This window comes from Pseudomonas sp. S5D5, assembly GCF_003013355.1.
Classification (GTDB): domain Bacteria; phylum Pseudomonadota; class Gammaproteobacteria; order Pseudomonadales; family Pseudomonadaceae; genus Aquipseudomonas; species Aquipseudomonas aylmerensis.
The window spans coordinates 4493433-4520079 of sequence record NZ_PTEO01000001.1 but is presented as its reverse complement, the minus strand read 5'-3'; the positions used below and the strand labels follow the sequence as shown (position 1 = coordinate 4520079).

20 protein-coding genes and 1 pseudogene are annotated in these 26647 nt (G+C 63.0%); 6 read left to right on the top strand and 15 right to left on the bottom strand.

Translation table 11 applies throughout. The features are described from left to right. The first annotated feature begins 121 nt into the window (after nt 1-121). On the top strand, nt 122-898 hold the full coding sequence (locus tag C9990_RS20310; RefSeq protein WP_065905654.1) for an ABC transporter substrate-binding protein: 777 nt from the start codon (nt 122-124) through the stop codon (nt 896-898). An 84-nt stretch (nt 899-982) separates the two neighbouring features. On the opposite strand, the gene C9990_RS20305 is transcribed toward C9990_RS20310, so the two are convergent. From C9990_RS20305 to C9990_RS20290, 4 genes are all read right to left on the bottom strand, one after another. After that, the gene (locus C9990_RS20305; protein ID WP_065905656.1) at nt 983-1609 is read right to left on the bottom strand and encodes a transcriptional regulator; all 627 of its coding nucleotides are present in this window, start codon (nt 1607-1609) and stop codon (nt 983-985) included. Next, nucleotides 1609-2742: an FAD-binding oxidoreductase gene (locus C9990_RS20300; RefSeq protein WP_065905658.1), complete on the bottom strand. Its 1134-nt coding sequence runs from the start codon at nt 2740-2742 to the stop codon at nt 1609-1611. Before C9990_RS20300 ends, C9990_RS20305 begins: the two co-directional genes overlap by 1 nt. Next, nucleotides 2739-3671 carry an ornithine cyclodeaminase family protein gene (locus C9990_RS20295; protein WP_106804451.1) on the bottom strand — a complete coding sequence of 311 codons (933 nt, stop codon included), beginning with the start codon at nt 3669-3671 and terminating at the stop codon, nt 2739-2741. The genes C9990_RS20300 and C9990_RS20295 overlap by 4 nt, the downstream gene beginning before the upstream one ends. A gap of 68 nt (nt 3672-3739) precedes the next feature. Further along, entirely contained in the window at nt 3740-4678 is a 939-nt protein-coding gene (locus C9990_RS20290; protein WP_065905660.1) for a LysR family transcriptional regulator, read from the bottom strand. Nucleotides 4679-4787: 109 nt separating this feature from the next. On the opposite strand from C9990_RS20290, the gene C9990_RS20285 reads away from it, so the two are divergent. Further along, nucleotides 4788-6287, top strand: coding sequence for a CoA-acylating methylmalonate-semialdehyde dehydrogenase (locus C9990_RS20285; RefSeq protein ID WP_065905661.1), 1500 nt, complete (start codon nt 4788-4790; stop codon nt 6285-6287). A 129-nt stretch (nt 6288-6416) separates the two neighbouring features. Here the strand turns inward: C9990_RS20285 and C9990_RS20280 are convergent, their stop codons facing one another. From C9990_RS20280 to xylA, 4 genes are all read right to left on the bottom strand, one after another. Continuing rightward, nucleotides 6417-7553, bottom strand: a complete 1137-nt coding sequence (locus tag C9990_RS20280) for a sugar ABC transporter permease (protein ID WP_106804450.1) — start codon at nt 7551-7553, stop codon at nt 6417-6419. Continuing rightward, nucleotides 7554-9101: a D-xylose ABC transporter ATP-binding protein gene (gene xylG, locus C9990_RS20275; RefSeq protein ID WP_177410346.1), complete on the bottom strand. Its 1548-nt coding sequence runs from the start codon at nt 9099-9101 to the stop codon at nt 7554-7556. It abuts the gene before it with no gap. A 5-nt stretch (nt 9102-9106) separates the two neighbouring features. Next, on the bottom strand, nt 9107-10108 hold the full coding sequence (xylF, locus tag C9990_RS20270) for a D-xylose ABC transporter substrate-binding protein (RefSeq protein ID WP_065905667.1): 1002 nt from the start codon (nt 10106-10108) through the stop codon (nt 9107-9109). A gap of 379 nt (nt 10109-10487) precedes the next feature. After that, on the bottom strand, nt 10488-11804 hold the full coding sequence (xylA, locus tag C9990_RS20265) for a xylose isomerase (RefSeq protein ID WP_065905671.1): 1317 nt from the start codon (nt 11802-11804) through the stop codon (nt 10488-10490). 139 nt (nt 11805-11943) lie between these two features. Between xylA and C9990_RS20260 the strand changes: the two genes are divergently transcribed. Further along, nucleotides 11944-13119 (top strand): XylR family transcriptional regulator, encoded by a 1176-nt coding sequence (locus C9990_RS20260; RefSeq protein ID WP_106804448.1) that lies wholly within the window; start codon nt 11944-11946, stop codon nt 13117-13119. A gap of 114 nt (nt 13120-13233) precedes the next feature. Here C9990_RS20260 and C9990_RS20255 read toward each other — a convergent pair whose 3' ends face one another. The 3 genes from C9990_RS20255 to C9990_RS20245 all read right to left on the bottom strand — a co-directional run bounded on the left by C9990_RS20255 (nt 13234) and on the right by C9990_RS20245 (nt 18339). Beyond that, nucleotides 13234-14511, bottom strand: coding sequence for a carbohydrate porin (locus C9990_RS20255; protein ID WP_106804447.1), 1278 nt, complete (start codon nt 14509-14511; stop codon nt 13234-13236). Between the two features lie 59 nt (nt 14512-14570). Next, complete coding sequence (locus C9990_RS20250; protein ID WP_106804446.1) at nt 14571-16979, bottom strand: glucose/quinate/shikimate family membrane-bound PQQ-dependent dehydrogenase; 2409 nt, start codon at nt 16977-16979, stop codon at nt 14571-14573. 316 nt (nt 16980-17295) lie between these two features. Further along, nucleotides 17296-18339, bottom strand: a complete 1044-nt coding sequence (locus C9990_RS20245; RefSeq protein ID WP_065905683.1) for an LLM class flavin-dependent oxidoreductase — start codon at nt 18337-18339, stop codon at nt 17296-17298. A gap of 188 nt (nt 18340-18527) precedes the next feature. Here C9990_RS20245 and C9990_RS33140 point away from each other — a divergent pair. Beyond that, nucleotides 18528-19568, top strand: a pseudogene (locus C9990_RS33140) (cache domain-containing protein); the annotation flags it as partial. A 138-nt stretch (nt 19569-19706) separates the two neighbouring features. Beyond that, on the top strand, nt 19707-20474 hold the full coding sequence (locus C9990_RS33135) for a methyl-accepting chemotaxis protein (RefSeq protein ID WP_371920705.1): 768 nt from the start codon (nt 19707-19709) through the stop codon (nt 20472-20474). 86 nt (nt 20475-20560) lie between these two features. Here the strand turns inward: C9990_RS33135 and C9990_RS20235 are convergent, their stop codons facing one another. Beyond that, on the bottom strand, nt 20561-21046 hold the full coding sequence (locus tag C9990_RS20235; RefSeq protein WP_106804444.1) for a flavin reductase family protein: 486 nt from the start codon (nt 21044-21046) through the stop codon (nt 20561-20563). Between the two features lie 323 nt (nt 21047-21369). Here C9990_RS20235 and C9990_RS20230 point away from each other — a divergent pair, with 323 nt between their 5' ends. Further along, complete coding sequence (locus tag C9990_RS20230) at nt 21370-22776, top strand: cytosine permease (protein WP_065905691.1); 1407 nt, start codon at nt 21370-21372, stop codon at nt 22774-22776. An 85-nt stretch (nt 22777-22861) separates the two neighbouring features. Here C9990_RS20230 and C9990_RS20225 read toward each other — a convergent pair whose 3' ends face one another. From C9990_RS20225 to C9990_RS20215, 3 genes are read right to left on the bottom strand one after another with little or no spacing between them, the layout of a single operon-like run. Beyond that, nucleotides 22862-23431 (bottom strand): sarcosine oxidase, encoded by a 570-nt coding sequence (locus C9990_RS20225; RefSeq protein WP_106804443.1) that lies wholly within the window; start codon nt 23429-23431, stop codon nt 22862-22864. A 3-nt stretch (nt 23432-23434) separates the two neighbouring features. After that, nucleotides 23435-26338 carry a 2Fe-2S iron-sulfur cluster-binding protein gene (locus C9990_RS20220; RefSeq protein WP_106804442.1) on the bottom strand — a complete coding sequence of 968 codons (2904 nt, stop codon included), beginning with the start codon at nt 26336-26338 and terminating at the stop codon, nt 23435-23437. Next, nucleotides 26335-26634: a sarcosine oxidase subunit delta gene (locus tag C9990_RS20215; protein ID WP_065905694.1), complete on the bottom strand. Its 300-nt coding sequence runs from the start codon at nt 26632-26634 to the stop codon at nt 26335-26337. Before C9990_RS20215 ends, C9990_RS20220 begins: the two co-directional genes overlap by 4 nt. Nucleotides 26635-26647 lie beyond the last annotated feature (13 nt).

The following is a 26647-nucleotide window of genomic DNA, read 5'->3' as shown; positions in this document are numbered from 1 at the left end:
GGCGATTTGACGGTATATACATAAAAGTCCAATATGGAATTATAAGTACAAATAAAGCTCTTTTTTGTCTGATTTTTTCTTCGCGCTTGCCTAAACCAACAACAACTTGCGAGACACAACCATGAAGAAACGCTTCGTCATTCCCGTCCTGGCCCTTGGCCTGATCGCCTCCAGCCACTTGCTGGCCGCCGAGAAAACCCTGCGCATCGGCATCGAGGCCGCTTACCCGCCGTTTGCGTCCAAGACCGAGGAAGGCAAGATCGTTGGCTTCGACTACGACATCGGCAACGCTTTGTGCGCGCAGATGAAGGTCAAGTGCGTGTGGATCGAAGGTGAGTTCGACGGCCTGATTCCTTCCCTCAAGGTGAAGAAAATCGACATGGCCCTGTCGTCCATGACCATCAATGAAGACCGCAAGAAGTCGGTGGATTTCACCCACAAGTATTACTTCACTTCGTCGCGCCTGGTGATGAAGGATGGCGCGGTGGTGGATGACCAGTACGCCAGCCTCAAGGGCAAGACGGTCGGCGTGCAACGCGCCACGACCACCGACCGCTACGCCACCGAGGTGTTCGAGCCCAAGGGCATCACCGTCAAGCGCTACAGCAATAACGAAGAGATTTACATGGACCTGGCGGCCGGGCGACTGGACGCGATCTTCGCCGACACCATTCCCTTGAGCGATTTCCTGTCGATGCCACGCGGCAAGGGGTATGCGTTTGTCGGCCCGGAACTCAAGGACCCGAAATACGTGGGCGAGGGCGCGGGGATCGCGGTGCGCAAGGGCAATACCGAGTTGGTCAGCCAACTCAACAGCGCCATCGATGGCATCCGCGCGAGTGGCGAGTACCAGAAGATTTCGCAGCAGTACTTCAAGTCTGATATCTACGGCGATTGACCCTTGCAGCAGCCCGGCTTGCCGGCGATGGCGACCGCAAGGACCCTATCGCCGGCAAGCCGGGCGCCTGCACAAAAGCTGCTTTCAGCCCTTCAATTCCTTCAAGTGCTTGTAGACCGTCGCCCGCCCCATGCCCAGCACATTAGCCACATAGTTGGAGGCGCTCTTGCCCTTGAACGCGCCTTCGGCATGCAGCGCCAGCACCAGCTCACGCTTGTGGTCACGGGTCAGCAGGTTCAGGCTCAATTGGCGTTCACGCATCCAGGCGTGCAAAAAGGTGTTGATGCGCTCCTGCCAGTCATCACGAAAGAGTGAATCCGGTTGCGGGATCAACTTGCTCGGCGACAGGAACAGATCCAGCGCCGCCTTGGCATTCTCGAACAGCGAGATATTCAGGTTGATGCACAGCACGGCCAGGCGACGGCCGTTATGGTCATGCAGCACGGTGCTCAGGCTGCGAATCTTCTGGCCATCCCAATTGAGTTTTTCGTAGGGGCCGATATTCACCTCGCTGACGTCATCGCTGAGCATGTCCTCCAGCGCCGACTCATCACCGATGCCACGTTTGGACAGGTTGTTGGCGATGTAATCGACTTTTTGCGTGCGCAAATCATGCAGCACCACTTCCGCGTGGGGAAAGAACAGCGTGGCGATTGCGTCGGCAATCGCGCGGAAGTTCTGCATGACCTTGTCGTGTTCGGCGGTGTTCATCAATGCGGCTCCAGGCGGGCGGGGGAGAGCATACCAGCGTCCAGGCCGAACCGCGTCAGTTGCTCCGGCAGCGGCGCACCGCGCACCAGTGCGGCACTGGCCTGGCCCATGGCGGGGGAGGTCTGGATGCCATAGCCGCCTTGCGCCGCGACCCAGAACAGCCCCGGCACCTGCGAGTCGAAGCCCGCCAGCAGATCCCCATCGTGGACAAAGCTGCGCAGCCCGGCCCAGGTACGGGTCGGGCGGCGGATGGTCAAGGTGGTGGCTTCTTCGATCTGGTAGATGCCCATGGCGATGTCCAACTCTTCGGGCTGGATATCCTGCGCCTCGACCGGGTCGGCGTTGGCGGGGGAGCCGAGGAACATGCCCGCGTCGGGCTTCATATAAAAGGCTTCGTCAAGGGCCACCAGCATCGGCCAGGCGTGGGTGTCCTGGCCTTCGGGGCCGGCGAAGATAAACGCCGAGCGCCGCTTGGGTTGCAGGCCAATGGCGGCGGCGCCGGCCAGCCCGCCGATATGATCGGCCCAGGCGCCGGCGGCATTGATGATAATCGGCGCGGTGAAGGTGGCGTCCTGGGTATTCACATGCCAGAGGCCGGCGCTGTCGCGGCTCAAACCGAGGACGTGGCTGTCAGTGCGCACTTCGCCCTGATTGCGGCGAATCCCGCGCAAGTAGCCCTGGTGCAGCGCGTCGGTGTCGATGTCGCTGGCGGTGGGGTCATAAATCGCACCGTGGACTTTTTCGCGGCGCAGGATCGGCAGCATCGCACAGGCCAGGTCGGCGCTCAGCTGCTCGACCTGCGGCACGGTGGCCTTGGCGCTCAAGTACTGCGCGTTCAATTCATCCGGGTCGCCGATGAAGTCCACGGTCATTTCACCGCGTGGCGTCAGCAGTGGGTGCTCGCAGAAACCGCTGGGTGGGTGGTCGAAAAACTCACGGCTGGCGAGGGTCAGCGCGCGCACCTGCGGGGTGCCATAGGCGGCGGTGTACAGCGCCGCCGAGCGTCCGGTGGAGTGGTAGGCCGGGTGGGATTCACGCTCCAGCACAATCACCTTGCCGTGCGGCGACAGCCAGAAACCGGTGGAGGCGCCGGCAATGCCGCCGCCGATGATGATGAAGTCTGCGTGGCTCATAGCTGTCTCCAAAGGGCGTTAGCCAGTGCGATGTCTTCCAGGCCCAGGCCGATAGAGCGGAAGAATACGTGACGGTCGTAGGAGGGGCGCGGCACCTGCTCGCTGAGCAACTCTGGCAGGTCGCCGACCACCGAGGCGATGTCCCAGCCGTGCTGCTCGGCGGCAATCAGCATTTCGCCGGCCGAGCCTGGGGTGGTACGGCGATAGTCGCAGAACACCTGCATGTCGTTGAGGCTTTGCGGCGGCACTTCATGGGCGCGCGGGGCGTTGGTGCTGATGGAGGTGATCAACGCCGGCTTGCCCAGGCGCGCCGGGTCGATCACCGGCCCGGCCGAGGAGGTGCACAGCAGGATCACGTCGGCATCCTCCAATGCGGCATCGCAGGTCGAGGCGATCTTCAACCGCGGGTCCAGGCTTTCGAGCTGGGAGTTTTTCCCGGCCAGGCTCGGCGAAAACAGGTTGATGCTCTGCCAGTCCCGCAGGTCTTTCACATAGTGCAGATGCGCCTGCGCGACCTTGCCGCTGCCGATGATCGCCAGGCGCTTTGCCTGCGGCGGCGCCAGTGCATCCACCGCCAACGCCGTGGTCGCGGCCGTGCGCGCGGTGGTCAGCTCGGCGGCATCGCACAGCAGCAACGGTTGGCCGGTTTGCATCGACATCAGCAGCGTCCAGGCGGTCACCAGCGGCCCTTGTTCACGCACGATGTAGGGGGAGGTCTTGACCCCATACACGCCGTCCTGCGCCAGCACACCCAGGTAGTTGATAAAGTCACCGCCGCCGTGGGGAAATTCCACCAGCTGTTGCGCCGGTTGCACCGCGTGCCCGGCGGCGAGGTCGCGAAACAGCGCACGCAGGATCTGCAGTACATCCACCTGAGCAAGTAACTCGCGGGCCTGGGCGTGGTTGATGACGTGAGGTGTGCTGGACATGGGTGCTCCGATTATTGAACTTATTTGTCCATTATGGACTTTTTGTTCTGTTGGGCAAGAGGCAAACCTCAGCCCTTGAATCGGAACCCGCCCGACAACCGTTCTTTCAAAAAGCCGACCAAGGCACTCACCGACTTCGGCACGTGGGGCGAATAGGGCCGTATCAGGTAAATCTCATCGGCAAATGCGCCCTTGAGCGTCCAGTCCTTGAGCACTTGCACCAGCTTGCCGCTGGCCAGCGCGGCATGGGCGCTGAAATCCGGGAGCAGGGCGATGCCCAGGTGGTTGAGGGCCGCATCCCTTAACGCTTCGCTGTTGTTGGTGGCGAAGCTGCCGGCGATCGGTACGGTGACGCGCTCGAGGTGTTTGCTGCCGCGTTCGAAGGTCCAGGCGGGCTGGTCGCTGCCGCGTGGATAGAACAGGCAGTTGTGGGCGCTGAGGTCGCCGGGTTCGCGCGGCTCGCCATGGCGTTGCAGGTAATCGCGACTGGCGACCAGCACCGAGCCGGTGTCGCAGAGCTTCCAGGCCACGTGGGTTTCGGGCACCTGGAAACCGTGGCGCACCGCCAGGTCGTAGCCTTCGGCGGCCAGCGAACTCAAGGCGTCCGACACATCCAGTTGGAGGCGCACCTGCGGATACCGCTGGAGGAATTCGGACAAGTGCGGCACCAGTTGCTGGCGCGCGAACGCCACCGGGGCGGTGAGGCGCACCAGCCCGCGAATCTCCCCGGCCGAGTCGCGCACCGAGGAAAAACTGCGCGCGATCTGTTCGTAGGCACCGCGCACCTCGCGGGTCAGCGACAACCCGGCATCGGTGAGGCGCACACTGCGCGTGGTGCGCGTCACCAGCCGGGTACCGGTGGCTTTTTCCAGGTCGCTGATGCGCTGGCTGACCGCCGATTTGCTCACCCCCAACCGTGCCGCTGCAGCGGTGTAGGTGCCGTGTTCTTCCAGCACTGACAGCCAGTGGATGTGGGTCCACAGGCCTTCGATCTCGGATTTTTCCATGCGCTTATTGTTCGCTTATAAGGACAATCAGTTCTGGATTCTGCTCTGGTTTGGAACAAACCGAAAGCCTATCGTGTGTCCCAACGCCACCCACCTGGGATCCATTGCCATGACTACAACAATCGAGCACTACATCAACGACCAGCGCGTGAGCCGCGATGACCGGTATCAGGACGTCTACAACCCGGCCACCGGCGAAGTCACCGCCCGCGTCGCCCTGGCCAGCCGCCAGACTGTGTCCGAAGCCGTCGCCGCTGCCCAGGCCGCCTTCGCCGGTTGGGCCGACACCCCGCCAATCCGCCGCGCTCGCGTGCTGTTCGAATACCTGCACCTGCTGCGTGAGCGCAAGGACGACCTGGCGCGCATCATCGTCGCCGAACACGGCAAGGTCTTCACCGACGCCCAGGGTGAAGTCGACCGGGGCATCGATATTCTTGAATTCGCCTGCGGCATCCCGAACCTGCTCAAGGGCGAGCATTCCGACCAGGTCTCGCGGGGCATGGACAACTGGACCCTGCGCCAGCCGCTGGGCGTGGTGGCCGGCGTCACGCCGTTCAACTTCCCGGTGATGGTACCGATGTGGATGTACCCGATCGCCATCGCGGCGGGCAACACGTTCATCCTCAAGCCGAGCCCGACCGACCCGAGCGCTTCGCTGTTCATGGCCGAGCTGCTGCATGAAGCCGGCTTGCCGAAAGGCGTATTCAACGTGGTGCAGGGCGACAAGGAATCGGTGGACGCGCTGATCGAACACCCGGACGTCAAGGCTGTGAGCTTTGTCGGATCGACACCGATTGCGCAGTACATCTATGAAACCGGCGCGCGCAACGGCAAGCGCGTGCAAGGCCTGGGCGGCGCGAAAAACCACATGGTGGTGATGCCCGACGCGGACATCGAGAAAACCGTCGACGCGCTGATGGGCGCCGCCTACGGCAGTGCTGGCGAGCGCTGCATGGCGATTTCGGTGGCGGTGCTGGTCGGCGATGTCGGTGACAAAGTCATCGCTGCCCTGACCGAACGCGCCAAGCAACTGCGCATCACCGATGGCCGCGACCTCAAGGCCGAAATGGGCCCGATCGTGTCGCGTGCCGCCCTTGAGCGCATCAGCGGCTACATCGAACAAGGTGTGAAGGCTGGCGCGCAACTGCTGCTCGACGGCCGTGACTATGTGCCGACCGAAGCGGGGTTGGAAAATGGCTTCTGGCTCGGCGCGACCCTGTTCGATCACGTGACCAAAGAGATGAGCATCTACCGCGAAGAAATCTTCGGCCCGGTGCTGGCCTGCGTGCGCGTGAGTGACTTCGGCGAGGCGATCAAGCTGGTCAACGACCACGAGTTCGGCAACGGCGTGAGCTGCTTCACCCGCGACGGCAACATTGCCCGCGAGTTCGCGCGGCGCATCGAAGTGGGCATGGTTGGCATCAACGTACCGATCCCGGTGCCGATGGCCTGGCACGGCTTTGGTGGCTGGAAGAAGAGCTTGTTTGGCGACATGCATGCCTATGGCACTGAAGGTGTGCGCTTCTACACCAAGCAGAAGTCGATCATGCAGCGCTGGTCGGAGAGCATCGAGCAGGGCGCGGAGTTTGCGATGCCGGTCTCCAAGTAACAACGGTTAGAACACCGCAGGACCCCTCGTGCGAGCGGGCTTGCCCGCGATAGCGCAGGGTCAGTCAGGACATTTGTCACTGATAGACCGCTATCGCAGGCAAGCCCGCTCGCACATGTTTGCTTGCGTTCAGCGCCGCCCCGCCCGTGTACTCACATCCACCCACACCGCCAGCACCAGAATGCTGCCTTTCACAATCATCTGCCAGTAACTGTCCACGTCCAGCATCGACATGCCGTTATCCAGGCTGGTAATCACCAGCGCCCCGAGCAACGCGCCATACACCGTGCCCGAGCCGCCGCGCATGGAGGTGCCGCCGATAAAGCACGCAGCAATGGCATCCAGTTCGCCCATGCTGCCCGCCGAGGGTGAGCCGGCGGCGAGGCGGGCCGTGTTGACCAGGCCGGCGAAGGCGCACATCACGCCCATGATGCCGAAAATCCACAGTTTGACCGCCTGCACGTTAATGCCCGACAGGCGCGTGGCTTCCATATTGCTGCCCACCGCATACACGCGGCGGCCGAACACGGTCTGGCTGGTGACATAGCTGAACACGCCGAGCAGCACCAGGAGCAACAGCACCGGCACCGGGATGCCGTCGTAGCTGTTGAGGGTGGTAACGAACCCGGCGAGCACCGCGCCGATCAGCACTACCCGCAGCACGTCGCGCACCCGCGAGTGCGCCGCCAGGCCATGCAGTGCGCGGTTGCGCCGTTGTTTCCAGGTGAGGAACAGCGTCAGCGCAAACAGCAACACGCCGAGCCCCACGCCCACCGCGTGCGGCAGGTAACCCTGGCCGACATACACCAGCGACGGCGATACCGGCGCGATGGTGGTGCCGCCGGTGATCCCCAGCAGAATCCCGCGAAACGCCAGCATGCCCCCCAGGCCGACGATAAACGAGGGGATGCGCAGGTAAGCGGTCATGTAGCCGTTGGCCAATCCGATCATCAACCCGCACAGCGCCACCAGGCTGAGGTTGGCCAGCAGCGGCACGTGATAGACCACGTCCAGGATTGCCGCGAGCCCGCCCAGTAATCCCAGCAGCGAACCTACCGACAAGTCGATCTCGCCGCTGATGATCACCAGCACCATGCCGCAGGCCAGGATCCCGGTGATCGCCATCTGGCGCAGCAGGTTGGAGAGGTTGCGCGGGGTGAGGAAACCGCCCTCGGTCTGCCAGGTGAAAAACAGCCAGATGAACGCCAGGGCGATCACCAGTGCGAGCATTTTGTAGCGGGTAAACAGCTGTTTGACCTGATTCATCTACGCGGTTTTCCGATCGTTATTATTGTGTTGGCTGAGCGCCGCGGCGAGCACCTGTTCCTGGGTGAGCCCCTGGTTGATGAAATCGCCGCGCAACTGGCCGTCGCCGATCACCAGCACGCGGTTGGACACGCCGAGCACTTCGGCCAGCTCCGAGGAGACCATGATGATCGACACCCCTTCGGCCGCCAGCGCGCCCATCAGCTTGTAGATCTCGTACTTGGCGCCCACATCCACGCCGCGCGTGGGCTCGTCGAGGATCAGTACCTTGGGCTGGGTCATCAGCATTTTCGCCAGCACGGCTTTTTGCTGATTGCCGCCGGACAGGCTGGTGATCGGCAAAAACGGGCTGGACGTCTTCAGGTGCATGCGTGTGATTTGCTGATCGATGCTGCCCAGTTCGGCCTCGGCGTCGATGCGGGTCATGTGCGCGTAGGTGTCGAGTACGGCCAGGGTGATGTTCTGGCCGACGCCCAGGTCCGGGATGATGCCTTGGCGCTTGCGGTCCTCGGGCACCATGCACAGCCCGGCGCGGATGGATTTGAGCGGCGTGCGGGTGTCGATCACCTGGCCGTCCAGCCACACCTCGCCGCTGTAGCGGCCGGGGTAGGCACCGAACAGTGCCGACACCAGTTCCGTGCGCCCGGCACCGACCAGCCCGGCAATGCCGAGGATTTCCCCGCGCCTGAGGCTGAATGAAATATCGTCGACGCGTTTGCGCCTGGGGTTGTCGACGTCGTAACAGGTGACATTGCGCGCCTCGAAAACCACCTCGCCGATGTCATGGGGTTGGGTGGGGTAGAGGTTGCTCATTTCCCGCCCGACCATCTGCGTGATGATCCGCGGGATATCCATGTCGGCCATGGCCGTGGTCGCGATGTGCTTGCCGTCGCGGATCACCGAGACGGTGTCGCACACCGCCGCCACTTCATCGAGCTTGTGCGAGATGTACACGCAGGCCACGCCCTTGGCCTTGAGGTCACGGATGATGTCGAGCAGCACCTCGATTTCCGAGCGGGTCAGGGCCGAGGAGGGCTCGTCGAGAATCAGCAGGCGTGCCTGCTTGTTCAGGGCCTTTGCGATTTCCACCAGCTGCTGGTAACCGCCGCCGTACTGCGACACCGGCAGCGCCACGTTCATGTCCGGGACCTTGAGTTCGCGCATCAACTGTTCGGCGCGATGGATCATCGCCGGGTAGTTCATGCGCCCGCCGGGCAGGGTCAGTTCGTGGCCCATGAAAATGTTCTCGGCCACCGACAGGTCGGGCACCAGCGTCAGTTCCTGGTGAATGATGACGATGCCGGCGGCCTCGGTTTCACTGATGGACTGGGCCTTGAGCGGCTGTCCGTCCCAGAGAATTTCTCCCTCCCAGGTGCCATACGGATAGACCGCCGACAGCACCTTCATCAAGGTGGATTTGCCGGCGCCGTTCTCGCCGCACAGGCCGACACATTCCCCCGGCCGCACCTTGATATCGATGCCGTTGAGCGCGTTGACCCCGCCAAAGCTTTTGACGATGCCGTTCATTTGCAGCAGGTAGTCAGCCATGGCGGTCACAGCCCGCCAATCTGCTCTTTGGTATAGAAACCGTCCTTCTCCAGCAGGTCGATATTGGCCTTGGTCAGCGGTGTCGGGGTCAGCAGGATGGTGTCGACCTGCTTGCTGCCGTTGTCGTACTGCGAGCTATAGGACGGCTTCTCATTGCGCGCCAGTTGTACCGACAGCTTGGCGGCTTCGGTGGCGATCAACTTGAGTGGTTTGTACACGGTCATGGTCTGGGTGCCGTCGATCACACGCTTGACGGCGGCGAGGTCGGCGTCCTGGCCGGAGATCGGCACCTTGCCTGCGAGCTTCTGCGCGGCCAGCGCCTGGATCGCACCGCCGGCGGTGGCGTCGTTGGAGGCGACGATGGCGTCGATCTTGTTGTTGTTCCGGGTCAGGGCGTTTTCGACGATGCCCAAGGCTTCGGTAGGGTTCCACTCCTTGACCCACTGCTGGCCGACAATCTTGATATCGCCCTTGTCGATGGCCGGCTGCAGCACTTTCATCTGGCCTTCGCGCAGCACTTTGGCGTTGTTGTCGGTGGGCGCGCCGCCGAGCAGGAAGTAGTTGCCCTTGGGCGCCGCTTGCAGCACACCGTTGGCCTGCATCTCGCCGACTTTTTCGTTATCGAAGGAGATGTAGGCGTCGATATCGGCATTGAGGATCAGGCGGTCATAGGACACCACCTTGATCCCGGCCTTCTTGGCTTCGGCGACGGCGTTGGTGAGCACGGTGGCGTTGAACGGCACGATCACGATCACGTCGACGCCGCGTGAGATCAGGTTTTCGATCTGGGAAATCTGCTTCTGCTCGTTGGCATCGGCGGACTGCACGAAGACCTTGGCATCGAGTTTTTCTGCCGCCGCGACGAAGTAATCGCGGTCACGCGACCAGCGCTCCAGGCGCAGGTCGTCGATGGAGAAACCGATCTTCGGGTGCGCAGGATCTGCCATCACCGGCAGGGCGAGCAAGGCCAGGGCAGTGGCGAGCAGCGTGCGTTTGAATGCTTTCATGGTGGTGCGTCCTTTTATTGTTGTTGGAAAGACACTGTGCGAAGACTCTAGGCGAACACTGTATTTGTGGCGAGCAGCCTCTTTGTGGCAAGTGGGTTCTTTGGGTTGAGCAGCCTCATTGTGGCTAGCAGGCTTATTGAGGCTAGCAAGCTTGTTGTGGCGAGCGGGCTTGCCCCGCGTTGGGCTGCGAAGCAGCCCCTATTGCAAGCGACCGGGTTCAACCTGGCACACCGAGGTGCCTGGTCTTGGGGCCGCTTCGCAGCCCAACGCGGGGCAAGCCCGCTCACCACAAAGACCCCACTTGCCACAAAGAGGCTGCTCAATCCAAAGAGCCCACTTGCCATAACAAGTCCGCCAGCCAAAGGAAGTCCGCTCGCCATCAGGGATAGATAAACCGGTTGACCACCCCCTCCAGCATCTCCTGCCGGCCGCTCACCGCCTGCGGGTTCAGCTCGTGCTCAAAGGCATGCTCGGCCAGCGACGCGAGGCTGAACTCGCCCGCCAGTACGGCTTTGCCCAGCGGCTGCTGCCAACCGGCATAGCGCTGGTCCTTGAACTGCTGCAAGCGGTCGTTCTGCACCATCGCCGCCGCACGCTCCAGTGCCAGGGCGAGCACATCCATCGCCGCGACGTGGCCGTGGAACAGGTCGACGTCGTCCAGGCTCTGCCGGCGCACCTTGGAGTCGAAGTTGTAGCCGCCATTCTTGAAGCCCCCGGCCTTGAGGATTTCATAAGTGGCGAGCGTCATCTCCTCGACGCTGTTGGGGAACTGGTCGGTGTCCCAGCCGTTCTGCGGATCGCCGCGATTGGCGTCGATGCTGCCGAAGATGCCCAGCGACACTGCGGTGGCAATCTCATGATGAAAACTGTGCCCGGCCAGGGTCGCGTGGTTGGCCTCGATGTTGACCTTGATCTCGTGTTCCAGGCCGTATTCATGCAGGAAGCCAAACACCGTGGCGCTGTCGTAATCGTACTGGTGCTTGGTCGGCTCCTGAGGCTTGGGCTCGATCAGCAGGTCGCCCTTGAAGCCGATCTTGTGCTTGTGCTCCACCACCATGCGCATAAAGCGCCCGAGTTGCTCGCGCTCGCGTTTGAGGTCGGTGTTGAGCAGGGTTTCATAGCCCTCGCGGCCACCCCACAGCACATAGTTGGACCCCTTGAGCCGCAGCGTGGCGTTCATCGCACTGAACACCTGCGCGGCGGCGTAGGCAAACACTTGCGGGTCGGGGTTGCTGGCGGCGCCGGCGGCAAACCGTGGGTTGCTGAAGCAGTTGGCGGTGCCCCACAGCAGGCGGATGCCAGTCTCTTCCTGATGGCGCTCAAGCTGATCGACCATCTGCGCGAAGTGGTTGCGGTACTCCTTCAGCGAGCTGCCTTCCGGCGCCACGTCGGTGTCGTGAAAGCTGTAGTAGTCGATGCCCAGCTTGGAGAAAAACTCGAACGCCGCCTGCGCCTTGCCGATGGCCAGTTCCATCGGGTCACCGCTGCGCTGCCACGGGCGCTTGAAGGTGCCCACGCCAAACATGTCGGCCCCCGGCCACACGAAGGTGTGCCAATAACAGGCCGCCATGCGCAGGTGCTCGCGCATGGGCTTGCCCAGGATCAGCTTGTTGGCATCGTAATGGCGAAAGGCGAGGGGAGCATCGCTGTCGGGGCCTTCGAAGCGAACCTTCTCGACACCGGGGAAGTACGTCATGGCGTTTTCCTTATTGTTCTTGGCGGTGTCTGGATACTAGCAACGGCACCTGGCCTGCCGAGTATGAAAATCATCAAGGTGTGGTGCGATTTTGAGTGGCGGGGGCTAGTCTGTAGCGACTGGCCTTCGGACAAAAACAATGAAAACCCTACCGCCCGTGCACCGCATTGCCTTGCTGTTCAACGGCAGCAAGATCTACGACCGGGGCATCATCACTGGCATCGGCAATTACCTGAGCAGCACCCGCGCGTCCTGGGATCTGTTCCTTGAGGAAGACTTCCTGTGCCGCCTCAAGGGCATCGAGCGCTGGCAGGGGGACGGCATCATCGCTGACTTCGACGACCCGTTGATTGGCGAAGCACTGGCCGATATCAAGCTGCCGGTGGTGGCGGTGGGCGGCTCCTACCAGGATGCGCGTGCTTATCCCACCGGCATTCCTTACGTGGCCACTGACAACCATGCGCTGATGAAACTGGCCTACGAACACCTGATCGAGGCCGGCCTGACCCGGTTTGCCTGTTTCAGCCTGCCCGAGGCGCAGGCTAATCGCTGGGCGCAGGAGCGCGAGAAAGCCTTTCGCCTGCTGCTGCAGCGGGACGGCTTGCACGTCGAGGTCTATCGCGGTTTGGGGACCAGCGCGCCGCTGTGGGACAGCGCGGTGGAGCAGCAGATCGCCTGGCTGCAGAGCCTGCCCAAGCCGATCGGCATCATCGCCGTCACCGACGCCCGCGCGCGGCAATTGCTGCAAGCCTGTTTGACTGCCGGCATCGCGGTGCCGGAGGAAGTGGCATTGATCGGCATCGACAACGACCCGCTGACCCGCACCCTCACGCGGGTGCCGCTCAGCTCAGTGATCCAGGGCACCGAAACCATGGGGCGCACGGCGGCGGCATTGCTGCACCAGATGCTGCACGGCAAGCCCTGCACCGGCACGCAGATCCTGGTGCCGCCGGAGGCGATCAATGTGCAGGCCTCCAGCTTGCACCAGCCGTTGGGGAATCCGTATGTGATGCAGGCCCTGCTGTTTATCCGCCAGTACGCGTGCCAGGGCATCAAGACCGCGCAGGTGGCGGCTTATGTGGGGGTGTCGCGCTCGTCACTGGAGTCGCACTTTCGCAAGGAACGCGGCTGCAGCGTGCATGACGAGATCCTGCGCTTCAAACTCGCCGCCGCCGCCAAGGGCCTGGAAAACCAGGCACTGGCGATTGCCGATATTGCCCAGCAGTGCGGCTTCAAGTCCGCGCAGTACCTGCATACGGTGTTTCGGCGCGAGTTTGGCTGCACGCCGCGCGAGTACCAGCAGGGCACGTCCTAGGTGATTGTGGGAGCGGGCTTGCCCGCGATAGCGGTGTGTCAGCTTATTGATCCTGCTTGGAACTACCGCTATCGCAGGCAAACCAGCGCCTGCATTTTTTGACTGTTGAGACGCTTAGAACACGGCCTTGACCTGCAAGCCCAACACCAACGCGTTGTCGATGTCCGAGCCGGAAAACGCTCCCGGTTCGATGATGTATTGCACATCCGGGCGCAGGTTCAGCCAAGGCGTAGCCTGGAAGCCGTAGCTGAGTTCGATCAGCTGTTCGGCATTGTCCAGGTTGGGGTAGCTGTTGCCTGCGTTGAACGCCGCCAGTTCCTGCACGTCACGGCTGCGCGGGTTCGGCACGGCACGGCCATAACCCAGGGCGAGGGTATCGCGCGGGCGCCCTTCTAACGGTTTGTACAGCACCACGCCCGCGCCATACCACTTGCTGAACGGCGAGGCCGCTTCGCTGGCGGCGGAGTATTGGCCGAAGGCGTGCAGCACACGGCCGGCGGAGCTGCTGGAGGCCCATACGGCCTGGTCGATCAACAGATAGTGACCGCCACGCCCGCTGACGTCTTTGTCGCTGCCGATGCGTTTTACATCCGAGCTGTCGTAGTAATAGCCCAGCTTGTATTCACCCGGCAGCGTGCCGGCGTGCTTGTACACCAACTCGATCGGCACCACGGTGCCGGTGGTGTGCTTGGGGCCCAGGTGCCAGGCGCGGCTGGAGTTGCCGTTGCTGTCCGGGTCCACGTTGAAAGCGGCCCCGCGCAGTTGCCAGGACGGCGAGAAGTCATACTTCACCCGTGCGCCCAGGCGCGCATTCGGGTAGTTGGTCCAGCCGCTGCCGCCGGACATGTTCAGCGGGTGCCCGCAGAAACCGGCGTTCATGAAGTTGCACAGAATGCCGCTGTCCAGGCCGCCAAGATCATTGCCCATGGCCATGTAGCCGAGCTTGAGATTCAGCGCCGGAGTGAACAGCGTGCGCTCGTAGCTCAGCTCGGTGAGACGGGTGTAGAGGCCGCCGTAGTTTTCCTGGATCGGCAGGCGGTTGCCCACCAGGTCCTCGGAGGCGCTGTTGCCGCGCCGGTCATTGATGGTCAGCTGGATGCGGTCGCCATTGTTGAAACCGTACAGCTTGCCCAGGTCGAACTGCACGCCGAGCTTGAGGTTCTGCGAATAACGCGCCGAACGGTGCTGGCCGCCGTGGGCGTTATAGGCGGTTTCGCCGCTGTAGTCGCCGGTAAAACGGATGCCTTGCTCGTCCAGCTCGCGGCGCGGGCCGCCCCAGTCGCCGGTCAGGGTGGTGTCGTCGGCTTGGGCGGGCAGGGCGGCACTGAAGGCCAGGCCCAGCAACAGGCGCCCAAGCAGGCGGTCGGGAAAAAAGTGAGAAGTGGGGGTCATGCGCGGTCTTCCAAAAGCCGAAAGCGCGGTGCGGGGGGGGCACCGCGCGAACACAGGGGTTATGGCAGGGCGTAGGCGATCACGTAGTCGCCACGATCGGTGGACTGGCGTGCGCCGCCGGCGGTGATGACGATGTACTGCTTGCCGGTTTTTGGCGACACGTAGGTCATCGGGCCACCCTGGCTGCCGACGGGCAGGCGGGCTTTCCAGATTTCATCACCGTTGTTGCTGTTGAACGCGCGCAGGTAGAAGTCCTGGGTGCCGGCAATGAAGATCAGGCCGCCCTGGGTCGACAGGGTACCGCCGAGAGTCGGCAGGCCGATCTTGATCGGCAGGTGCATGCGGATGCCCAGCGGACCGGTGTCTTCAACGGTGCCCACCGGCACTTGCCACGCGACCTTCTGGGTCTTCATGTCGATGGCGGTGAGGGTGCCGAACGGCGGCGCCTGGCACGGAATGCCGGCCACCGACAGGAAGCGGTTTTTGTTCACCGCATATGGCGTGCCCTTGAGCGGTACTGCGCCCATGCCGGTGTTCAACGCTTCGCCACCGGACGAGGCTTGCGCCTTGTTCTGCGACGGCACCATCTGGATCCACAGGCCCAGGCGCATGTCGTTGACGAAGATAAAACCGTGCACCGGGTCGGTGGAGATGCTGCCCCAGTTCATGCCACCCAGGGAGCCTGGGAAACTCAGCGACTTGTCGGTGCCTGGCGCGGTGTAGAGGCCTTCATAGCGCATGCCCTTGAAGTCGATGCGGCACAGCAGTTGGTCGTACGGCGTGGCGCCCCACATGTCCGACTCGGTCAGGGTCTGCGCGCCGATCTGCGGCATGCCCACGGATTTCGGCTGGGTCGGCGAGTAGGGTTCGTTAGGAATGTTGGCGGCCTTGACCGGGACTTCCTTGACCTCGGTCAGCGGCTTGCCGGTGGCGCGGTCGAGCACATAGATCTGCCCGGCCTTGGTGCCGATCACCACCGCTGGAACTGCCTTGTCGCTGCCCGGTGGGGTGAAGTCGATCAGGCTCGGCTGCATCGGCAGGTCGAAGTCCCACAGGTCATTGTGGACCGTCTGGTACACCCACTTTTCAGCACCGGTGGAGGCATCCAGTGCCAGCACCGAGGCGCCGTATTTGTGGTTAAGTTGAGTACGTTCGACGCCGTAGATGTCGGTGGACGAGCTGCCCATCGGCAGGAAGACCGTGTTCATCAGTGGGTCATAAGACATCGGCGCCCAGCTGTTCGGGGTGCTGCGCACATAGGTGCTGCCGTCGGCCGGTGCTTGCTTGTCTTGCGGGTTGCCCGGGTCGAAGGCCCAGCGCATTTGGCCGCTGATCACGTCGAAGCCACGGATGACGCCGCCAGGCATGTCGGTCTGCACGTTGTCGGCGACGCGGCCGCCGACCACCACGGTGGTGCCGGCAATCAACGGCGCGGACGACAGTTGGTAGTAGCTGTCCGGTACATCGCCGAGGCCGGCCTTGAGGTCCACCTGGCCATGGGTGCCGAAGTCTTCGCAGAATTTGCCGGTATCGGCATCCACGGCGATCAGGCGCGCATCAATGGTGTTGGTCAGCAAGCGGCGCTGGCACTGCGCACCGGCAGGCACGCTGGCGGCAATGATCGGCGAGCTGTTGGGCTGGGTCGGCTGGGCGATCGGCGCGGTGGCGTCGAAGTAGGCCATGCCCCGACAACGCTGCCAGACCGCCGATTTGGCGTTGACCTCGTTCTTCCACAGCTCTTTGCCGGTATCGGCGTCGAGGGCGATCAGGTTGTTGTGCGGCGTGCAGATAAACACCTTGTTGCCGATCTGCAAGGGCGTGAGCTGGTCTTCGGCACCGTTGCCGTCGCTGATCGCCACGTCACCGGTGTGGTAGGTCCACGCCACCTTGAGTTTGTCGATATTGTCGCGATTGATCTGGTCCAGCGCGGCGAAGCGGCTGCCGCCTTCGGTGTTGCCGTAGTGCGCCCAGTCTTTCTGCGCGTCGGCTGCAGCCACCGGCGTGATGCCCGGGCCAGTACCGTTGGGCGCGACACTCGGATGGGCGACAAACATATTGCCCGCCGCCACCGCCACACCCACCGCCAGCACGGCGGCGACGCCATAGGCTCCGCGTGCAGGCCGGCCAGCCAGCAGCGGATACACCAGCGCCACCACCAGGCCGATGGCCGCGAACATGAACAGCCGCGAGAACAGCGGCCAGAACACCAGCCCGACATCGGCCACTGCCCAGATCGCCGTCCCCACCAGGAACGCTGCGAACAACCACGCGCCAGCGGTCTTGCCTCGGGCGATCAACAGCCCGGAAACCGCCATGGCCACGCCGCCGATCAGGAAGTACCAGGAACCGCCGAGGCTCACCAGTTTGGCGCCGCCAACAGCCAGCGCAAGGCCGAGCAGGGCGATGATGACGCCCAAACCCAGCAGGAGGAATCTAGAGGCGCCATGGGCGCGCGATGCTCGTTTCATATCGACAGGACTCGAAGGTGAGAGGGCAAAGACGCGATTTTAGCAAGATAAGTAACTAGTTAGTACATTGGAGTCCTGCAATAGACTATTACAGGTGCTGCGATGATGGGCTGAGGCTAAATGTCGCGTGGCTGTGATGAGTGTAGGTGATCGGCAGGCGGCCTTCGGTCCAACTGCAGGCACGGGCTTTCTGTGGGAAGGGAGCTTGCTTGCGCTGACTGCGTGGCAGTCCCCGGCTTTTGGGGGCGTTTTGCCCCCCAGCGCAAGCGAGCCTGCCCCCACGGCAAGCCCGCTTGCACGCTTAGCTGCAGATCACTCAGCGAAACGCCGGCACCACCTGCTCGATAAACAGCGCCAGGGACTTCTTCTTCTCGGCATGCGGCAGGCTGTTGTCGCACCAGAAGCTGAACTCATCCACCCCCAGTTCCTGGTAGTAGCGGATGCGTGGGATGATTTCTTCGGCGGTGCCGATCATCGCGGTCTTGTGCAGGCTTTCCAGCTCGAACTCGGGGCGCGCGGCGAATTTCTCTTCCGGGCTCGGGGCCAGGAAGCCATTCACCGGCACCTCTTTGTTGCCGAACCAGGCATCGAAGGTGCGATAGAACTTGGAGATCGCCTTGGCCCCGACTTTCCAGCCGTCCGGATCATCGGCGGCATGCACGTGGGTGTGACGCAGCACCATCAGTTGCGGGCGCGGTACGTCGGGATTGTTGTCGAGGGCGGCCTGGAATTTGTTTTTCAGGTCGAGGACTTCTTCGTCGCCCTTCATCAGCGGCGTGACCATCACGTTGCAGCCGTTGGCCACCGCGAAGTTGTGCGAGTCCGGGTCGCGGGCGGCGATCCACATCGGCGGGTTGGGCTGCTGGATCGGCTTGGGCACGCTGGTGGAGGTGGGGAATTTCCAGATCTCGCCATCGTGGGCGTAGTCGCCTTTCCACAAGGCGCGCACCACCGGCACCATCTCGCGCAAGGCCTGGCCGCCGGAGGAGGCGGGCATGCCGCCGGCCATGCGGTCGAATTCCACCTGGTAGGCGCCACGGGCCAGGCCGACTTCCATGCGGCCGTTGCTGATCACGTCGAGCAACGCGCATTCGCCCGCCACCCGCAACGGGTGCCAGAACGGCGCAATGATGGTGCCGGCGCCCAGGTGAATGGTGGTGGTCTTGGCCGCGAGGTAAGCCAACAGCGGCATCGGGCTCGGCGAGATGGTGTATTCCATGGCGTGGTGTTCGCCAATCCATACGGTGCTGAAACCACCTGCCTCGGCCATCAGGGTCAGTTCGGTCAAGTCTTCGAACAACTGACGGTGGCTGACGCTTTCATCCCAACGTTCCATGTGTACGAACAGGGAAAACTTCATGACGCTTACCTCGGATCTATTGTGATCGGCCTGTCGACTGCGGGCCCTTAAGTACTCTCGCCACCTTGACGCTTGCCAGTGATAACGGCTGTTCGGCGGATTGATTGTTGGTATACCATAATACGGAATATCCGCAAAACTTTTCTCTCCAACGGTTGCACCCTCACCTCACAAGGAAGGCGAGCTCGATGAACATAAAACAAAAATTAATCCTGGCGTTTGCGGTGATCGCCAGCCTACCGGTGATTCTGGTGGCTGTGCTGATCATCCTCAACGTACGCCATGAGGCCCGCGACAGCTTTGTCGACAGCAGTGGCCGCGAGATCCGCCAGGTCGACAACGCGATGCAACTGTTCTTCGAAGGCATCAGCCAGAACGTCGCTTACCTGGCTGCGCACCCGCAGTTGCGCAGCCTGCAGGGCGATGTGAAACGCTACCTGGCCAGCGACGCCGCGCACATCGCTGTCGGCGAGCGCGACCAGCAATTGTTCGCTCTGTTCGAGGGCCTGGCCAAGAGTCATTCGGCCTACACGTACCTGTCGCTCGGCACCGAGGATGGCGGCTATGTGTTCTGGCCCGGCGACCCCAACCTTGCCAACTACGACCCGCGCACGCGGCCCTGGTACAAGACGGCCATGGCGCAACCGGGCAAGACCCTGCGCACCGAAGCCTATTACTGGGCGGCCGACGACGTGGTGCTGGTGAGCACCGTGCAAAGCTTCAACGACCGCCAGGGCAAGGCGAGCGGGGTGGTCAACATCGACGTGTCGCTCAAGCAACTGACCGACCTGGTCAAGCAGATCAAGCTGGGCGAAAGCGGCTACCTGATGCTGATGGAAGCCAACAACACGGTGCTGGTAGACCCGAATGACCCGTCCCACAACTTCAAGAAACTCGGCGAGTTGGGTGACGGCTACCGGCAGTTGAGCGAAGCCGGCCAAGGCCTGGTGCAGGTGGAACTGGCGGGCGAGCGCTACATGGCGCTGGTGTGGCCGTCGAAGGCATTGGGCTGGCGCTTTGTCGGGCTGGTGCGCGAAAGCGAAGTGATGGCCGGCGCGGCACGCCTGACCTGGTTGATCGCGGCTATCGCGTTGGTGTGTGGCCTGCTGTTTGCCGCGGCGGGCGCCTGGTTTGCCGGGCTGATCGTCAAGCCGATCCGTGGCGTGGCCAGTGGTTTGGAAGGCATTGCGCAGGGCGAGGGTGACCTGACGGCGCGCCTGGCGGTCAATGGCCGCGACGAGACGGCGCAGCTCGCCGGCTGGTTCAACCAGTTCCTGGAAGCCATCCGCACCCTGATCCAGCGCATCGGCCAGGCCGCCGCGCAAATCCACAGCAGCTCCGGCAGTGCCACCGAAGTCTCGATAGAGATGGCCGACGTCGCCTCACGCCAGCGCGAAGCGGTGGACATGGTCTCCACGGCGTTTCATGAAATGGTCGCCACCTCCAACGAAGTCGCGCGCTCCTGCAGCCAGGCTGCCGATTCTGCCGACAATGGCCAGCGCCAGGCCCACACCGGGCAACAGCAGATCGACGCGGCGGTGAGCAGTGTCGGGCGCTTGAGCGAAGAGATCGGCCACTCCGCCCAGGCCATGGAGCAGTTGGAAAAAGACAGCAACGACATCCAGTCGATCCTCGGCACCATCCGTTCCATCGCCGAGCAGACCAACCTGCTGGCGTTGAACGCCGCCATCGAAGCCGCCCGGGCCGGCGAGCAGGGCCGTGGGTTTGCGGTAGTGGCGGATGAGGTGCGCGCCCTGGCCAAACGCACGGCAGACTCCACCGGCGAAATCGACGGACTGCTTGGCAATCTGGCGCGGCGCACCCATCAGATGGGCAAGCAGATGCATGCCAGCCTTGAGGTGTCCCAGGAAACCGTGGTGTCGATCAACGACGCGCGCGCCAGCTTTGGCTTGATTCGTGAGTCGGTGGATGTCATCCGCGACATGAACACGCAAATCGCTACCGCCGCCGAAGAACAGCATCAGGTGGCCGAAGACATCAACCGGCATATCAGCCAGATTCACGCGGATGCACAGTTGGTGGCGAGCCTGGCCGACTCCACGCGCGGCGATGCGCAGCAATTGACCGCGTTGTCGCAGACCTTGAACCAGTTGGTCAGCCGCTTCCGTACCTGACCCCTGCTATCGCAGGCAAGCCAGCGCCCATCGTTGAAATGCATTCAGCTGTGGGCGCTGGCTTGACTGCGGTGTATCGGAATTAATCAGGCAACCTGGGGCAGGGCGCCCATCTTGCCGTGGCAATACACCAGTGGCCCGGCGTTCTGCTGGGGCACGATCAGGTTTTTCACCGAGCCGACCATGATTGCATGGTCGCCACCTTCATACTCGCGCCACAACTCGCACTCGATCACCGCCGTGGCGTTCGCCAGGATCGGGTTGCCCAGTTCGCTGAGCATCCATTCGATGCCCTGTGCCTTGTCCTTGCCTTTGCGCGCAAAGGCATAGGCTTCGGTTTGTTGCCCACCGGACAGGACGTGGATCGCAAAGCGCTTGTTCTTGATCAGCACCGGGTACGAATCGGAACTGTAGTTGGGGCAGAACAGCACTAGCGCCGGGTCCATCGACAACGAACTGAAGGCACTGGCGGTCAGCCCGACGATTTGCCCGTCGTCATCGAGCGTGGTGATCACGGTGACCCCGGACGGAAACGAACCCATCACTTGTTTGTAGATAGCGGCATCGATCATGGGACGGTCCTCTGGCGGTAGAGCGGGTTTTTATGAATTTGTAGGTCTGATGGTATACCGTAATACAATCGATGCAACAGCTTTTTCAGGCGGCCGATGAACGTCAACCTTTGGTCTTATAACCAATAAATACGGGGGTAAAGGCGCGAAAACGCCGAGGGCCATGTGGCACACTTGCGGATCAGATGCGCGCTGAGACTACGGATCAGTCTTGTGAAAATGTTGGAATACCATAATATGGTGTTCATCTGAGGGGCCGCCACGATGCGCCCCCGGTATGGCGTCAAACAACTATAAGATCAGACAAACGCGAGTCCATTTCCATGCCCCAGATGTCCCGGCAAGATCCCCTGATCGAGAATCACACGGTCGATTACGTTCCTCTCGCAGAGCGCCATGGAAAGGCCCGCGACCTGTTCACCCTATGGTTCAGCACCAACATTGCGCCGCTGCCCATCGTCACCGGTGCCATGGTGGCCCAGGTGTTCCACCTCAACCTGGTGTGGGGGCTGCTGGCGATTGCCCTCGGGCATCTGCTCGGCGGCATCGTGATTGCCCTCGCATCGGCCCAGGGCCCGCGCATGGGCATCCCGCAGATGGTGCAGAGCCGGGGCCAGTTCGGCCGTTACGGCGCACTGCTGATCGTGTTCTTCGCGGCGCTGATCTACATCGGCTTTTTCATTTCCAACATCGTGCTGGCCGGCAAATCCATCGTCGGCATCGTGCCCGCGGTGCCGGTGCCGGCGAGCATTCTGATCGGCGCGCTCAGCGCTACCGCCATCGGCGTGATCGGCTACCGCTTCATCCACAGCCTCAACCGCATCGGCACCTGGGTGATGGGCAGTGCGCTGCTCGCCGGTTTCATCTACATCTTCGCCCATGACCTGCCAGCGGACTTCCTCACCCGTGGCGGTTTCAACGCCGCCGGCTGGCTGGCCACGGTGTCGCTGGGGGTGATCTGGCAGATCAGCTTTTCGCCCTACACCAGTGACTATTCGCGCTACCTGCCGGCGGATATCGGCATCACCCGGCCGTTTATCGCGACCTACCTGGGTGCCACCCTCGGCACCATCCTGTCGTTCGCATTTGGTTTGGTCGCGGCACTGGCCACGCCCGAAGGTACCGAGGCGATGGTCGCGGTCAAGCAAGCCACTGGCTGGCTCGGACCGATCCTGATGGTGCTGTTCCTGCTCAATATCATCAGCCACAACGCGCTGAATCTGTACGGCGCGGTGCTGTCGATCATCACCTCGATCCAGACCTTCGCCAGCCATTGGACTCCGAGCATCAAGGTGCGCGTGGTGCTGTCCGGCGTGGTCCTGGCCGGTTGCTGCCTCGTGGCGCTGGGCGCATCGGCGGACTTCATCTCGCAGTTTATCGGGCTGATCCTGGCGCTGTTGCTGGTGCTGGTGCCGTGGGCGTCGATCAACCTGATCGACTTCTATGTGATCAAGCGCGGGGTGTATGACATTGCCTCGATCTTCCGCGCGGACGGCGGGGTCTACGGGCGCTTCAACCTGCATGCGATCGTGGCTTATTTCATCGGCATCATTGTCCAGCTGCCGTTTGCCAATACATCGCTGTACGTGGGGCCGTGGGCCAATCTGGTGGACGGCGCGGACCTGTCGTGGCTGGTGGGGTTGGTGGTGACGTGCCCGCTGTATTACTGCCTGGCGACACGTCAACATACCCAGAAGGTCAGGGCGGCGCGGTTGGGCTACACCGACTGACCTTTGCTCACACAACAGCCTCCAGAATGTGGCAGCGGGCAAGCCCGCTCCCACAGGTTGGGCCGAGATCGATTTCAAGCCAGCTTCATGCGCTGAGCAGAGTGGCCCCGCCAAACTCGACCAATGCATCCAGCAATGCACTGATGAAGTATTCCTTCGACGCGCGATCCCAGAGGATATGCAACGCCGGTGCCTCCACACTCCCGGTGTGGATCACAATCGCATTCACCCGCGCCACTGACGTCTGCGCCACCGCTCCCGGCTGGAAGGCCGGGAAACCGAGATCGACCCCGCAGAGTTTGGCCATCACGTGGGCAATCACCGCGCCGCTGAGCAACACACAGGCGTGGCTGTCCTGGCGCGGCAGCAGGTAGTTGGCGCGGTGGTCCAGCTCCCAGCGGGCCTCTTCATCGGCGATGCGCTGGCCCTGATCCTGCGGGCTACCCAACAACAGGTATTCGGTCTGCGACAGGCGCGCCACCCAGCTGCCGTCCGCTTGCGGGGTGGCCTGGTTGGGGGCGGCGGGCAGGGTGAAACCGCGTGCGCTGAGGTACTCGGCGCTTTGCGCGCCGCGAAAGCCGACCCGGGGCAGATCGGTCTGGTCAACCAGGTGGCAGGGCGGCGTGAAGAGTTCGTGGGCTTTCAGACTGGTCATGGCTTAACCCTCCTGGCGTTGGTTGGTGGGGTCGAAAAACGGCAGTGGCACCACCTCGGCCTGGACGACGATGCCGCCTTCGACGCGGATCGGGATGCGCTGCCCCGGTGTGCTCTGTTCGATCCCGGCGTAGGCCAGGCCGATGATGCGGCCCAGCGTTGCAGAGTATTCGCACGAGGTGACGTTGCCGCTGATGTCCGGGCCGTCGAGCACCAGGTGGCCTTCCAGCGGTTGCACGCTGCCCTTGGGCAAGGTGAAACCCACCAGTTTGCGTTTCAGCGGCTGGGCTTCGAGGATGTCCACCGAACGGCGGCCGACGAAAAACGGCTTGTTGCGGCTTACCGCCCAGCCCATGTCGATTTCTGCCGGGTGGGTCATGCCGTCGGTGTCCTGGCTGATGATCACGTGGCCTTTTTCCAGGCGCAGCAGGCGTTGGGTTTCGACGCCGAACGGGCGAATATCGAACGCCTTGCCGGCCTCCATCAACGCATCCCACAGCGCCAGGCCGTGGCGTGCAGGCACGTGGATTTCATAACCCAGCTCGCCGACAAACCCGACCCGCAGCAACCGCGCCTTGATCCCGGCCACCGTGCCTTGGCGCACGCCGAGGTAGGGGAAGGCCTCGGCACTGAGGTCGAGGTCAGTGCAGACCTGTTCCAGCACCTTGCGCGAATCCGGCCCGGCCACGTTCACCGCACAGATCGCGGCAGTGACGTTCGCCACGTCGACGTCGAGGCGCCATTGCGCGTTCCACTTGAGCATCTGCTGGTAGATGCGGTCGACGCCGCTGGTGGTGGCGGTGACGTAGAAGTGCTGGTCGGCCAGGCGCGCGCACACGCCGTCGTCGATGACTACCCCGTGTTCATTGGTCATCAGCGCATACCGCGAACGGCCCACCGGTTGCTTGAGGAACGCGAAGGTGTACAGGCGGTTGAGCAGTTCGGCGGCATCCGGGCCGCGCACGTCCAGGCCGCCGAGGGTCGACACATCGATCAGCCCGACGTGGTTACGCACGTGCAGGGCTTCGGCCTGCATGCAGGCGTCGCGATCCTGGGCGCGGCCGTAGTAGGCCGGGCGTTGCCAGATACCGGCGGGCATCATCTTCGCCCCGGCCTGCACATGCCGCGCGTGCATCGGTGTCTGCCGGTAAGGGTCGAAGGCGCGCCCGGCGACATGCGCGAGTTTCTCCGCGACGAAAGGGGGCCGTGCGGTGGTCACCCCGGTCTCGCTGATATTGCGCTGGGTCGCCCAGGCCACCAGGCGCGCGGTCGGCAGCGCCGAATGCCGTCCTTGGGACGGGCCCATGCCGACCGTGGAATAGCGCTTCACCAGTTGCACATCGCGGTAGCCGATACGCGTGGCGTTGACGATGTCCGCCACTTGCAGGTCTTCGTCGAAGTCGACGAAATCCTTGCCCTTGGGATGCGGGAAGATCGGCCAGCCGAAGTTGACCTTGGCTTCGCTGTGCAATGGCAGCGGCGCAATCGTAGTGCCCAGGCCCAGCGCGACAGCGATGTCGGCCGCCGCGTTGGCGGCGTCTGCCAGCACATTCTCGAGCTGATGCCGACCGTGCACCGAGCCCGCCAGCTTGAGGTTGCGGGGCAGGCCGCTGAGGCTGAATTCGGCTCGCTGGTCGTCATAGGCCAGCTTGCCGCCGGCCTGGCACAGCAGTTGATACACCGGCATGTAGCCGGCCGACATGCACAGCAAATCGCAGTCGAACACTTGCCCGCTGGCGCTGGCGCTGACCTGGCCCTGGCCGGTGATCTGGCGCACATCGACGCCTTTCACGTGGCGCAGGCCTTTCTCATGCAGGGCCTCGAACACAGTGCTGTTATTCAGCAAAGGGATCTTGCGCTGGGCCAGGGCGCCGGACAGGGCTTTGTCGGCCGGGGCGTGGCGCAGGTCGATCACGGCGGCGACTTCCACGCCCTGGTCATGCAGGTCGAGGGCGGCGAGGTAGCCGTCGTCGTTGCCGGTCAAGACCACCGCGCGCTTGCCCGGCTTGACCGCGTAGAGTTTCATCAGGCGTTGCGCGGCGCTGGTCAGCATCACGCCGGGCAGGTCGTTGTTGCGGAAAATCACCGGCTGGTCGAAGGCGCCGCTGCACACCAGGCACTGCTGCGCGCGCACCTTGTACATGCGCTTGCCCTGGATCACCGGCAGGTAGTTGTCGGTAAACCAGGCATTGCACGTGGCCTCGGTGAGCACCTGGATATTCGCGTGCTGCTGCACCGCGCTCACCAGTTCGCGGCGCAGGCTGTCGGCGCGGGTACCGGCGATATCGAAGCGTGCATAGGTCAGTGACCCGCCGAGGATTGGCTGCTGCTCGATCAGCAGCACCTTGGCCCCGGCATTCGCGGCCGTCAGCGCCGCCTGCAAGCCGGCGGGGCCGGCACCGATGACGGCCAGGTCGGTAAACAGATAGGCCTTGTCGTAGTACTCGGGCTGGAACGTCAGGTCGAGTACACCCAGGCCGGCCTTCTTGCGAATGATCGGCTCCCAGACTTTCCACATGCCCTTGGGCTTGTAGAACGAGCGGTAGTAAAACCCCACCGGCATGAACTTGGAGAACTTGCCGAGGTAGGCGTCCTTGTCGTTGTCCAGCGAGCCGTTGACGTTCTGCGCGCTCACCGCCAACCCGGCAGACAACGCGTGAGCATCGGCCAGCACATTGGGCTCGCGGGGCAGTTGCACCAGGCTGTTGGCATCCTGGCCCGCCATGGTCAACGGGCCGCGAGGGCGGTGGTATTTGAACGAACGCGAGAGCAGGAAGCGCCCGTTGGCGAGCAGGGCGCTGGCGATGCTGTCGCCCTGCAAGCCTTGGTACGCCTGGCCATCGAAACTGAAATCAAGGGCTTGATCACGCTGGATCAGCAAGCCCATGGGGGCGGGAAGGCGGTTCATCCGGCGATCTCCTTGGCGGCGGCGAAATCGACGCGGGTGGTGAACAGTTCCTTGGGGTCGAAGGTGCGCAGGACCTCATCGGTGACTGTGTGGCGCTCGGCGAGGAACCAGTAGCTGGACGGCGTGTGCATCCACCATTCGCGCACCACGCCGGCGAGGTTGTCGGTGTTGAACACGTAGTCGGCCCATTCGGCATCGCTGCAGTGGACGGGGTCGGGCATCGGCTTGAACTCGCCGCCGTAGGTGAACTCGCTGATATTGCGCGGCCCGTTGAGCGGGCACGTCATGATTTTCATAGTCCGCTCTCCA